10 protein-coding genes are annotated in these 12,815 nt (G+C 45.1%); 5 read left to right on the top strand and 5 right to left on the bottom strand.

Annotated features, from left to right (window positions below; genetic code table 11):
* The first annotated feature begins 413 nt into the window (after nt 1-413).
* The 5 genes from DSZ37_RS14265 (at nt 414) to DSZ37_RS14245 (ending at nt 7,114) form a co-directional block, all read left to right on the top strand.
* Nucleotides 414-2,618 carry a hypothetical protein gene (locus tag DSZ37_RS14265; protein WP_146198196.1) on the top strand — a complete coding sequence of 735 codons (2,205 nt, stop codon included), beginning with the start codon at nt 414-416 and terminating at the stop codon, nt 2,616-2,618.
* 215 nt (nt 2,619-2,833) lie between these two features.
* A complete protein-coding gene (locus tag DSZ37_RS14260) occupies nt 2,834-4,447 on the top strand; it encodes a sensor histidine kinase (RefSeq protein ID WP_109727560.1) in 1,614 nt (537 codons plus the stop codon).
* On the top strand, nt 4,444-5,070 hold the full coding sequence (locus DSZ37_RS14255) for a response regulator (protein WP_109727559.1): 627 nt from the start codon (nt 4,444-4,446) through the stop codon (nt 5,068-5,070). Before DSZ37_RS14260 ends, DSZ37_RS14255 begins: the two co-directional genes overlap by 4 nt.
* Before the next feature lie 109 nt (nt 5,071-5,179).
* Nucleotides 5,180-6,502, top strand: a complete 1,323-nt coding sequence (locus tag DSZ37_RS14250; protein ID WP_109727558.1) for a threonine/serine ThrE exporter family protein — start codon at nt 5,180-5,182, stop codon at nt 6,500-6,502.
* 15 nt (nt 6,503-6,517) lie between these two features.
* Entirely contained in the window at nt 6,518-7,114 is a 597-nt protein-coding gene (locus DSZ37_RS14245) for an acid shock protein (RefSeq protein ID WP_109727557.1), read from the top strand.
* A gap of 40 nt (nt 7,115-7,154) precedes the next feature.
* On the opposite strand, the gene DSZ37_RS14240 is transcribed toward DSZ37_RS14245, so the two are convergent.
* From DSZ37_RS14240 to DSZ37_RS14220, 5 genes are all read right to left on the bottom strand, one after another.
* Complete coding sequence (locus tag DSZ37_RS14240) at nt 7,155-9,917, bottom strand: ABC transporter permease (protein WP_109727556.1); 2,763 nt, start codon at nt 9,915-9,917, stop codon at nt 7,155-7,157.
* Nucleotides 9,914-10,597, bottom strand: a complete 684-nt coding sequence (locus DSZ37_RS14235) for an ABC transporter ATP-binding protein (protein ID WP_109727555.1) — start codon at nt 10,595-10,597, stop codon at nt 9,914-9,916. Before DSZ37_RS14235 ends, DSZ37_RS14240 begins: the two co-directional genes overlap by 4 nt.
* A 113-nt stretch (nt 10,598-10,710) precedes the next feature.
* Nucleotides 10,711-11,715, bottom strand: a complete 1,005-nt coding sequence (locus DSZ37_RS14230) for a sensor histidine kinase (RefSeq protein ID WP_109727554.1) — start codon at nt 11,713-11,715, stop codon at nt 10,711-10,713.
* Nucleotide 11,716: 1 nt separating this feature from the next.
* The gene (locus tag DSZ37_RS14225; protein WP_109727553.1) at nt 11,717-12,385 is read right to left on the bottom strand and encodes a response regulator transcription factor; all 669 of its coding nucleotides are present in this window, start codon (nt 12,383-12,385) and stop codon (nt 11,717-11,719) included.
* 172 nt (nt 12,386-12,557) lie between these two features.
* Nucleotides 12,558-12,764, bottom strand: a complete 207-nt coding sequence (locus tag DSZ37_RS14220; protein ID WP_109727552.1) for a hypothetical protein — start codon at nt 12,762-12,764, stop codon at nt 12,558-12,560.
* Nucleotides 12,765-12,815 lie beyond the last annotated feature (51 nt).

The following is a 12,815-nucleotide window of genomic DNA, read 5'->3' as shown; positions in this document are numbered from 1 at the left end:
CACTTTTCAGCGTGACTTTCAATATAGATGGCATATACATATGATACCACGTTATCATGATGTTTTTAAGATGTCATCAGTCACCAAATGAGTGACATTTGTCATTACATAAATGACGAATAACACCTTACATATCCGCACAAAAAATGTTATGATATAGTCACAGTAAACAACAGCAATATTCACTCAGAGAAAGGATGATGGATATGTTGAATATTTATATTATTGTTGCACTCTTCATTATTATCCCGTTTGCAGTGCCTTTCATTGTCATAAGCATTGTAAACAGATCGGGAAAGAGCAGTTCAGCTCCGTTGCCGCCCGGAGTTCAAGCATACAGAAACACAGCGCCGCCGCGTATGTGTGCTGCTCCTTATCCTCCGCGTGCAGCTTATCCCGTTCAGGAGCAGACAATGAATGCTCCTCGCAAAGAAAAAAACGATATGACTGTATCAAACGTGCTTTTCCTTATCGGAACCATATTTGTAGTTCTGTCAGGACTTGCATTCGGAGTCGCAAGCTGGGTACACACATCACATGAAGGCAGAGTAGCCATAATCTGCGCAGCTTCTGTTGTATCATTCATGCTCAGCGCAGTTATCGGCAGGTTCCTCAAGCTCTCAGGCACATCGATATCATTCTATATCCTTGGTACAGGCTTCATCTCAACAGCTGTACTGACAGCAGGCTTCTACCATCTCATGGGAGAATGGCTGTCATTCAGCGGCGACGGCACATTTGCACTGCTTGCACTTGGCTCGGCAGCAGCTGCTGTTATGCTGTTCATAGGCAAAAAGATATTCAAGAATCAGGCTCTCATGTATACAGCCCTTTCTGTATCAGCTCTCGCCGTACTATTTGCAGCATTGCAGATCGGTAACGATCTCGAAGGTTCCGTTACTATATTTATAATTCTTCAGGCAGTCATAACTGCGCTCATCTACGGTTTAAAACTGACAGTCAGATCTGCAAACAATATGGCATACAAAACAGTCGGCTCCGTTTCGGCTCTGATCTATGGTTCAATATCAGCAGTATACGCTGTTTCGGTCATTACCTCACCCACAGTTCAGTCTTACTTCGTCTTCGCAGTTATTATCTGTCAGCTTATATTCTACGGCTTATACTTCAAAAATGAAGCCCTGATATACGCCGAATCTCTTGTTAGTCTGCTCCTCGCCCTTATGGGAAGCCTGTCTATATATGAGGATCACGGCGTAAGATACGGTATCCTCCTGTTCTTCGCTTTATCATTCGCACTCTACCTTATGCACAGCTTTATCCCTGCATTCAGGCACATTTTCACAATGAGCTTCACATTCGGTTCTTCTGTAATAGCTTCATTAGTATGCCTTGAAGAATTAACAAAAACGGCTTACGTCCCCGAACTCCTTATAGGCCTCTTAATGTCAGCAATAATAGGCGGATATGTATTCAGCAAAAATGAGATCATCAGCAAACTTGCCGGTATATCGGCTGTTATCATGCCTCTCATCACTTTTTTCCGACTGGCAGAGGTCGCAGCATACGAAGCTGATCTGTCATTCAAGACTGTACTGCTGATATCATACAGCATACTTGCTCTCATCTTCACAGGTGCAGCATTCATTCTTAACAAGAGATCAGCAGGTTCTTCAAATAAAATGCTCTTTGCAGTATACACAGACCTCTGCATCGCAGGTGTCATGCTCATGTGCCTGCCTGCATTGGATCGCCTCTTCATCATCCCTGCAGCAATATGCCTCCTGCATTTCGCAGTATCAAACAGGGTGCGCAGCAACATCACATCACTTATCTCAGCTGCTTCATTTGTAATGACCATATATGTCTGGATCACAGGCAGCATGGAACACGAGATAGAGAAGCTCATTGCTATGTCGTCGGTATTTGTGGTTTATATGCTCGTTTCAAGAGCCATCTACAACAAAGGCATATTCACTTCAACGGAAGAAAAGTTCACTATTGACTCTATGCTCGTAACAGGCTGGCTGCCAATAATACTTATGTTTGGCTCAAGCAGAAATGCTGCATTTGCAGTACTTATGGCAGCAGCCATCTATACAGCCTGCTTCATAAAAAAGAATACCGCCCCTGTCACAGCTTCAATACTTCTCACAGTTACAACAGCCCTTACAGCTATCGCACTCATCACAAGACCTTTCCTCATACCATCTTCCGCAGAGCTCTCATCCAAGATAACGATCGCCATCGTTGCACTCACAGGTGCTGCCTGCCGCTTTATCTGGCGTAAAAACACCGAGGCAGCCAGATACAGCTCAAATGCAATATTCATTCTCTCATTCATTGCACTCCTCATTGACGCTATACGCTTTGACAACGGTGCAAACACTATTATCGTAATGACAGTTATGCTATTAGTGCTTATCGTATCAATAATGGCAAGATCAAAGACATGGTTCATTACCTCTGCATCATGCCTTCTTATAGTAACATTATACGCTACAAGAGAATATCTCATGGCACTCAACTGGTGGATATACCTGTTCTTCGCAGGAATGATACTTATTGCTCTTGCCGCAGTAAATGAATACTGCAAAAAGAATAACGAGACCCTCCGTTCATCAGTTGTAAAAAGATTCAGCAGCTGGACGTGGTGACCCTGTAACGCTCCGCATCATGCGGAGCGTTTCCACTTTCTGCATAAAATATGAACTTTAACGCCGCAGTTCTTGCTATTCATGGGATTATATACTATAAGCGGAGAGCCGCAGCCCCCCCTGTTTCGCGGAAAAATTGAAAATACAGCAGTTTATCTCCGCGCCCCTTGCTATTTCTTCTATTATATGCTATAATTCAGTTTAGGAGGTGTAATATGGTAAATAATATCGTCTCTGCCGTACTTCTGGGACTGGGACTGTGCGGTATGATAGGCTCACTTACATGGGTCATACGCCGCGGAAACAAGAACAGGCTGACGCGGCTGTTCATAAGCTGTCAGGTCTCGATCGTACTATGGCTCATCTCCGAAATGCTCATTCTTTTTTCTTATACAAGGACTCAGTACTGGATAAGCTACTCCATAGGAAATGTGGGTATAAGCTGTTTCGGTCCGCTTTGGCTTATGCTTTCGGCAGAATACTCAGATGCAGGAGCAAAAGTAAGAAAGGTTCTCAATCTGATGCCAATAATTACTGTTTCTGCGATAATAATGACATTTTCAAATCCGATGCATCATCTTTATTATGCCGTCTTTGAAGCGGGTAAAGTGGAATACGGTCCTCTTTTCTACGTTTTTCAGGTAATTTATTACATATGTATCATCGCAGGCATTACCATAATATGTCTCAAGCATACAAGGCGCTCCGACCAGATAACAAAGCAGTCGATCCTGCTCATACTGTCGGCAGCTATCCCGCTGGGTATCAACACCCTTTCCCTTGCAGGTATTTTTAAGTCAAAGGCAACTCTTACTCCTCTTTTCTTCGGCTTTTCCAGCCTGCTCATCATCATTGCGCTGGGAAGATACGGTCTGCTCAATATCAATAATATAGCCATCCGTGATACTATAAATAACATCAACAGCGGAGTTGTTATTTTTGATGTTAACAATAATCTTTCATATAAAAACAGGTACGCCGACTCCATCGATTTCTTGTCAGGCGTAACTGATGTCAAGCATTTCCTTGCCGCTCTTTCGGCTGCCTCGGGTCAGGATGTCTCACCCGACTTCAAATCTGCTGAAGTCAATCTCAACGGCAACTACTACAGTCTGAACCAGTCCGGCATCTGCAACAAAAGCGGCAACACTGTTGCAAAGGTAATAACCATAAGCAATGTCACCGAGTATCACGAGCTTGCCTCCGCAGAAAAAAAGCTCAGTCTCGAACAGGAGCGCAACCGTATCGCTCAGGAGATGCACGACTCCGCAGGCCATACCTTTACAATGATAAGCTCACTGGCAAAAATGCTCAGGTTTGAAGCCGAAAAAACCTCCCCCGATATCAGCTCGATGCTCAGCAATATCTCCGAGATAGACGGTCTTTCCCGAAGCGGAGTCACTCAGCTCAGGTGCACTATCAACAACCTCAGGGACGATGAGTTCATGACATCGGTAACAAAGGCTGTACAGACCGTTATAACCGCTGTACGCGGTGTAGAGACAGAGCTGTGTATACAAGGTAGCGAGGATGAAAGGTACAGCTTCTGTATCAAGGAGATGTACGATAACTGCCGCGAGACCATTACCAACGCCCTCAGATACTCGGAGGCGGATCGCATAGATATAATCCTGAAGTTCCTTGACGACCGCCTTGAGATGTATATCCTCGACAATGGCAAGGGATGTGAGAAAATATCCGAGCACAACGGGCTCCGCGGCATAAGGGAGCGTACCGAGAGTCTAGGAGGTACAGTAAAATTCTCTTCAGTCAAGGGAGAAGGCTTCAATACGATTATTAAAATTCCGTTAAAAGAGGTGCAGATATGATAAATATTATTCTTGCTGATGACGTTCAGATACTCCGTGCAGGTCTGAAAGCCGTGCTTGCAGGCGACAGCGAGCTGAATGTTGTGGGAGAGGCTTCAAACGGCAAGGAAGCTTATGAGATGAGCGTAAGGCTGAAGCCCGATGTGGTCCTCATGGATATGCGTATGCCCGACTATGACGGGGGCTACGGCACAAGGAAAATAAAGGACACGCTCCACGATGTAAAGGTGCTGGTGCTCACTACTTTTGATGACAAGGAGACCGTTGACAAAGCAATTGCCAGCGGTGCTGACGGCTATATCCTCAAGGAGATGGACAACGATAAGATAATCAACTCCATAAAGGCTGTGGCAGGCGGTATAAACGTTTTCTGCGACAACATCTTCCGCTCCATAAAAAAAGATGTTTATGTTCAGCAGGATGCTAAAAACTTTGACCTCACCGACCGCGAGATAGACTTTCTGAGACTTATCTGCGACGGAGCTGACAATAAGGAGATAGCTTCAAAGCTGTTTCTCGCCGAGGGTACCGTGAGGAACGGTATCTCACGCCTTCTCGAAAAGCTTGGTCTGAAGGACAGAACTCAGCTTGCTGTATTTGCTATCAAAAACAACATAATATAAACAAAAAACGGAGCATTTGAAGCTCCGTTTTTTACTGCAATGGTGTTGCATTTCTCTTCCAAAGGTGGTATAATACACATTGGTCCAACTAATTAAAAAGGAGTGCTTTATGAGTAAATTCAGAAAACAGCATATGTCGATAGACTGGCATGGGGTAGTTGACAGTGAAAGCATGGAGCCTGCTATAAACGCATCTCTGAGCGAAAAGGCTACTCTTGTAGGCAGGATAGGATTGATGATGCTCTCTGTGGGTACAGCGGCATGGCGTGTAAGAGCTTCCATGAACAAGCTTGCCCGAGCATTGGATATAACCTGCAATGCAGATATCGGTCTGCTGTCCATAGAATACACCTGCATAGGCAACGGTGAGACCTACACCAACGCTATATCGCTGAACAATACAGGCGTCAACACCGACAAACTGAACGAGCTTGAAAACTTTGCCGACGGTTTTGCGGAACGCGTGGGAAAATATTCCGTTCAGCAGTTCCACATGATACTGGATAAATTCCAGGATATGAAGGGCAATTACAAGGCATGGAACCTCGGTCTGGCTTCCGCTCTCGCCTGCTGTGCCTTCACATTTCTCCTCGGCGGAGGTATAGTTGAGATGATCTGTGCATTCTTCGGCGCAGGCGTCGGAAACTTCGTCCGAAAGAAAATGCTCGAAAAACAAATAACGCTCTTTGCAAATGTTGCCATAGGCGTTGCATCTGCCTGCTGTACATATGTGCTTTTTATAAAGCTGGCAGAGCTCCTGCTGAATGTATCCGACATACATCAGGCAGGATACATATGCTCAATGCTTTTCGTTATCCCCGGTTTTCCGCTGATAACCGGCGGTATGGACCTTGCAAAGCTGGATCTTCGCTCGGGTATCGAGCGAGTCACTTACGCCCTGCTGATAATCCTTGTAGCCACACTGACAGGCTGGGTATCAGCCCTCATATTCAACTTTCATCCTCAGGACTTTGAAGCGTATCAGCTTGATCCCCTGCTCCGATTTGCTATCACCATGATAACAAGCTTCTGCGGAGTTTACGGTTTTTCTCTTATGTTCAACAGCACAAGAAAAATGGCTGCAACAGCAGGTCTCATCGGAATGATAGCAAATACTCTCCGTCTTGAGCTCATCGATATGGCTGAGATACACGTTGGTCTTGCAGCTTTCATAGGCGCTCTTACCGCAGGACTTCTCGCCTCCGCAATACACCACTGGATAGGCTATCCGAGAATAACTCTTACCGTTCCGTCTATCGTTATCATGGTTCCGGGAATGTTCATGTACAAGGGAATCTACTACATCGCTCTCAACGATATCGCAACAGGCGGTCTTTGGCTCACAAAGGCTGTCCTCATTGTTGCAGCACTCCCTCTGGGACTTATCTTCGCAAGAATAATCACTGACAAGAACTTCCGCAAGAGCAGCTGACAGGGAGGAAAGCCCATGAAAAAACAGCTTGCCCTTTTGTCAGCCGCTGTGATGAGCGTTTTGTCGGGCTGTAACAAGGTGACTTTCACCGAGAATACCGCAGCGGTGACCACAGAGGCTGTGACTGTACCAACTACAGAAGAAGCAATTACCACTGCCGCTCCGACTGACGTGACCGAGTCCATAACAGAGTATACTGCATATGACGCTTCTCTCCTGAGCTCTCCCGATGATATCGGACTTCACGATACCGACGGAAATGGTGTGGATTACATCTTCAGCTATGGCGGCGAGGAGTTCTATGCACTGTATGAGCCCGACAACTGGCACATAACCGACTCATACAAGATAGAAGATGAGGACGATATCCTTTTGATATGTCAGGCGCTTATCTCCGTACACCCCATACACAGCGCTGATATGCAGAGCTACAGAGCTGCCGAGGGTATGGCTTTTGAATGGCACCAGCATAACCTCGCCTACAATCATCTTCCCGACAGCTCCGAATGGAAAAGCAATGCAAAAGATGTCGACCTCGACTCAAAGGATGAGGGTAAAGGCTTGTTCAACTTTCTTATGGACAGGCTGGACAGCAATGAACAAACCGAATAACATGAAAAAGCCGCAGTTTTACCTGCGGCTTTTGTTTATATCAAAGGTTTTCGTTTTTAAGTGCATCTATGGGGTTATCCTTCTTTATCTTGCTCATTGAGAACATCATAGTGGAGAATACCACAAGGAATACGCTGAGTACTGCAACCGCAACTGCTACCCACGGAACAAAGAAAGATGTGTCTATACCTTCATTGATAGAGAGATAGATGAGATAGGTCACGCCCACTGATACGGGAAGTCCGTACAGAAGTGCCTTTGTGCCGTAAAGCAGGCACTCGTAGTTCAGCATTCTTCTCATGCCCTTTGCTGTCATTCCCACGGATTTCAGCATTGCGAACTCTCTGCGGCGGAGGTTGATATTGGTGGTTATGGTATTGAATACGTTTGCTGCGGCGATAAGTGAGATAAGTACGATAAATCCGTATGCGAATACTTTGACGATGACTATCATGCTGCGTTCTGACTCAATGCTCTCTGCATAGTTCCAGAACTCTCCGTCGGGAATTCCGTTTTCCTTGAGTGTAGTTTTCAGTGCCTCATAGCCTGCCTTGGTATCGTCGGCATTGATAGCATAATCATACGAATACATATCATTAGTATAATCTCCGAGTATCTCTTTTCTGAGACTGTATGGATATATCACGGACACTCCATATGAGCTTACAAAATAAGGACGCTTATCCGTTACCTTTCCTATATGCATTGTAATATCTTCAAGGCACTCATCATATGGGACATACATTTTGTCAAGCTCATCCTCAATGTTTACATATATTGCGCTGTCAATATAATCACCACAATAATAATATCCTTCTATTTTCTTGCTTTTCAGGAGCGTTATGTCGAAATCATTATTATTGAATATCTTTGTCCGCTCCATTCTGCCGCTCTTTTCGTTTAAGAGCAGAGTATTGTCAACAAGTATTCCGAGGGGATGATCTTTATTCATGAACTCGCTTTCGGATAAACCTTCGCTTTTAAGAAGCTGTCTGAAAGTATCATCATCAACATAATAATAATGCTGATCATATAATCTGAATCCGTCATGTTTAATATTTTCATCACCACGTCCGGACTGCTCAGCATTTTTTTCAATATATTCCTCTCGTATATCTCTTTCATCAGCGTATACTCTGAAGCCATAATCGCTTAAATAGAAAGCTGAGTCGGTTATATGCTCGGTGTTTCTTATACAGCGGAGTATCTCAAGAGGATCATCAGATGCGTCCTCAACGCCTTCGGGCTCATATACATTGAGAATGTAGTCCATTCCAAAAGAATTATTTGCGTCCTTTATTGCATCTACAAGATATGCCGTGAAGGAGTATGCCGAAATAAAGAGCACTATGCTCAGGAAAAGACTGATAATGGTCGCACGGTACTTCTTCTTGCTTCTCTTGAAATACTTGTGTGCAAGCACGCCTGATACGCCAAAAAGCTTTTGAATTATCTTGGGAGTCTTTATGTGCTTCTTCTGCTTTATGTCCTTGCTCTGGCGGATAGCTTCTACTGCTGTTATCCTTGTGGCTCTGATAGATGGGATCCATGCAGAGATCATTATGGTCACAAATGCGATAACACAGGCTGCTGCGATAGCTACGGGCGATACACAGATACGCATGGGCTCGGGATAACGGTCTCCCACAAATGCAGAGAACCTGCTTCCGATTGCAAGGAAGGTCACCCACATACCCACTATTCCAAGAATTATACCCAGAGGGATACCGATAGCGCCAAGGGAGATCGCTTCAAAGCGTACCATCTTGCGGAGCTGCTTCTTTGTAGCGCCAATGGATGAGAGAAGTCCGAACTGCTTCGTTCTGTCAGCGACAGAGATAGCGAAAGCATTGTATATCAGCATTATGGAGCCGAACATGATGAGCCCGATAACTACGGCAGCAAGTCCGTATACCACACTGTAAAAAGTCTTGTACTTCGATACACCGCTGAACATGAGAAGGTCAGAATGAGCCATGCCATCAAGTTTATTTTCCTTCATGAAGTCATAGATATCCTTCATGTTGTTCATGCGGTAGTATACTGTGAACATGGTATCATCGGTGTACTCATCGGGAACTGTCAGTGCGGTATAGCCTGCACAGTAAATATCCTCAAAATCAGGGCGTTCATAAAATCCGACAACCGTATATTCCCTTGTCTCTCTTACATCGAGTTTTTCTACCGAGATCGCGTCGCCGTCCTCATCATCAAATCCCTGAAAAGGATTTTCCTGTGTAAGGATAATATCGCTTACCGCCTCATCGGGAATGTCTATATATTCGGGAATATCCGCAATTCCCCTGACTTTCTCGGGAGCAGGCTTTCTGTCGCCTATTTCGAGAGTGAGCTTGTCTCCCTCATGGAGCTCCACTTCACCGTTTGCGCTGAGATGTTCGGGAAGAAGTATCTCGCTGCTGTTCTCGGGCAGACGTCCCGAGATCATGTGTATGGGGATTATTCCCGTCTCGTCTTCCTCATAACCCGAGATGTAGAGATAGGGCTTGTAGCTGTTAGTGCTGTCGATCTCAGCATAACCGATATAGCTCAGGACTCCTGTGTCCTTGACCTTGTCGGAGCCTTCTATAAGGTCGTATGTATCCTTGTCTGTATACTGTTCAAGTCCGTGCCACTTTCCTTCGGTGTATTCGTAATACCCGATAGCAAAGTTCCTTGCAGAGGCAAATGATGTAGTAACAGCACATATAAGTGCCGTGGAAAGCATGATACCTATTATGGTTACGATAGTACGCGCTTTGTTCTTCTTCAGAGACTGAAGCGTTACCTTGTTGAATATTTTCATTTGCGGATCACCTCGTCACGGGTTATCCTGCCGTCCTCAATGGCTATGATACGGTCTGCCTGAAGTGCGATATTCTCATCATGAGTGATGATGACAAGTGTCTGACCGTATTTCTTATTGGAGACTTTCAGCAGGTCAACTATCTCCTTGCTGTTCTTGCTGTCAAGGTTGCCCGTAGGCTCGTCTGCAAGAACTACCGCAGGGGCATTCATCAGCGCTCTGCCTATTGAGACTCTCTGCTGCTGACCGCCTGAAAGCTGATTGGGAAGGTGCTCCTCACGGCCCTTGAGCTTGAGTATATCAAGGAGCTCGTTCAGTCTCTCCTCGTTGACCTTCTGTCCGTCCATAAGCACAGGGAGAGTAATGTTCTCTGTAACATTCAGCACAGGGATAAGATTATAGAACTGATATATGAGTCCCACCTGTCTGCGGCGGAATATAGCAAGCTGTTCGTCATTCTGAGTGTATACATCACTGTCATCCATGAACACCTTTCCTGATGTGGGCTTGTCAACACCTCCGAGGATGTGGAGCAGTGTGGATTTTCCCGAACCCGAAGGACCTATTATTGCAACAAATTCTCCTTTTTTAACCGAAAAGCTCACATTGTCAAGAGCGCGGACCTCGTTTTCACCGCTTCCGTATGTCTTGCAAAGATTTTCAACTCGTAATATTTCCATTAGCGTATCTTCCTTTCTGAGTTTATGTCTATATCTTACCATGTCAATATGACACAACGGTGACTTTAATATAACAAATCTGTCACAAAAGAAAAAGGCAGGAAATCCCTGCCTTAAACTGTTGCCTCATAAAGCCTGATACTGAAAACAGCTCCGCCATCAGAAGAATTATCTGCTTTAATAGTACCGTTCTGCTCTGTCACTATCATGCGTGCAAGAGCAAGGCCGATACCGAAGCCGCCTTTATCCTCCGATGACCTGCCCTTATAAAACCTTTCAAAGATATGCGGAAGGTCTTCAGAGGATATACCGCTTCCGCTGTCAGTGATAACGATCTCGGAATATAGCGGATTTTTCGTACCTCTGACTGTGATCTTACCGCCGTCGGGAGTGTGCTCCATACAGTTCTTGACTATGTTGCCGATAGCCTCACAAGTCCATGCCACATCACATTCAAGCTCTCCTTCTGCCATTATGTCCAGCTCCTGTCCGCGAAGCTCGATAGGAACTCTCACAGGCATACAAGCCTTGTCGAGCAGCTCCTTCATGGTCACTTTCTCCTTGTGGAACCTTATAGTTCCTGCATCAAGCTTTGACATTTTCAGCAGCGCAGTTATAAGCCAGTCTATACGGGACAGCAGCCCGTATAGCTTATGGACTGTCTGTTCGCGCTTCTCCTCAGACATATCAGGGTCGGAGATCATGGATACAAGTATGTTTATTGAGGTGAGCGGAGTCCTTATCTGATGGGATATATCCGCAAGAAGATCGGCAAGATATACCTTATCCTGCAATAGTCCCGACTTCTGCTCCCTCAGCCGTATCGTCATTTTGTAGACCTCGCTGCGGAGCACTCCTATGTCCCCCTCTGTGTAGTTCTCGATATTGATGTTTTCTTCCCCGTGAAGTATCCTGTCGATATCATTTGACAGCTTAGTTATCCTTTTATATCTCCAAAATGATGAAATCAGGAATACTGCAATGAAAGCAGCACACAGAAGCAGCAAGGGAATGACCAGCTTTCGGTCATAGAAAAATACACAGCCTGCCGCTATGACCGCTATCACTGACATTATAAATGTCGAGACAGCTATCTCGGAATTTCTCATTAGCTTCATGTCAATCCACCCTGTACCCCAGACCTCTTACAGTCTTTATTATAGTCGGATCAGACGGATCGGCCTCTATCTTTTCACGCAGACGTTTAATATATACAGTAAGGGTATTGTCGTTGACAAACTCACCTGCAATATCCCAGATCGACTCAAGAAGCTTTGTCCTCGTCATAACTGCTCCCCTGTTATTGATAAAGACAAGGAGAAGTCTGTATTCAAGTGCCGACAGAAAAAGGTCCTTACCGTTTTTGCTGGCAGTTCCCTTTACCGTATCAACAAGGACATCACCAAGCTGAGTCACCGAGCCTGTGCTGCCTGTCAGTCTGAGAACGTTCTTTATACGGGAAACAAGCTCACGGGGACGGAAAGGCTTGGCAATGTAGTCATCAGCTCCGAGATCAAAGCCTGTAACCGTGCTGAATTCGTCTCCCGATGCTGTGAGAAATATCACAGGAAGGCAGGTGTTCGCCTTAATGGCAGAGCACACCGCAAAACCGTTGCCCTCGGCAAGAGACACATCAAGCAGCACAAGGTCAAATTCTCCGCTTTCCACCATTTCAAGCGCCTTGGTCTGACCGTTTGCATTTTTTACGCTGAAGCCCTCACCCGTAAGAAATTCGGTGAGATTGGCTATTATTTCTTTATCATCTTCTACAAGAAGTATCCTGTTCATAGTGTTCAGCACCTTTCTTTTTCATACTCTATATAATAACATATTTTTTTTTAAATAGCAAGATTTACTGAGAAAAGTGCTGTTATGCAGGTTAAATCGGGAAACAGCCGTGAAAAGTACGCCGATCATAATATAAACACAGCAAAAAAGCAGCTCATCCGAGCTGCTTTTCTTAATTGATGCTTACATAAAACTTCATATCTGCCTTCTGAGGTGTTGTGGTCTCTGCCTCAGAAGCCGCTTCCGTCTCCGCCTGATCTGCGGGAGAAACATAAATTACGGAACCATTCTCATCTTCGGGCATTGCTATGTCGGTCCCGCATGAGCATAGCATGGATACTGCACCGCACAGTGTTAAAACAAGCAAAAATTTCCTCATATATTTACCCCCAAATTATCATATCGGTAACATCATAATCCCTAATCCTTA

Source organism: Ruminococcus flavefaciens (assembly GCF_900116855.1).
Taxonomy (GTDB): Bacteria; Bacillota; Clostridia; order Oscillospirales; family Ruminococcaceae; genus Ruminococcus; species Ruminococcus flavefaciens_R.
This window is presented reverse-complemented; position numbering and strand designations above follow the sequence as displayed.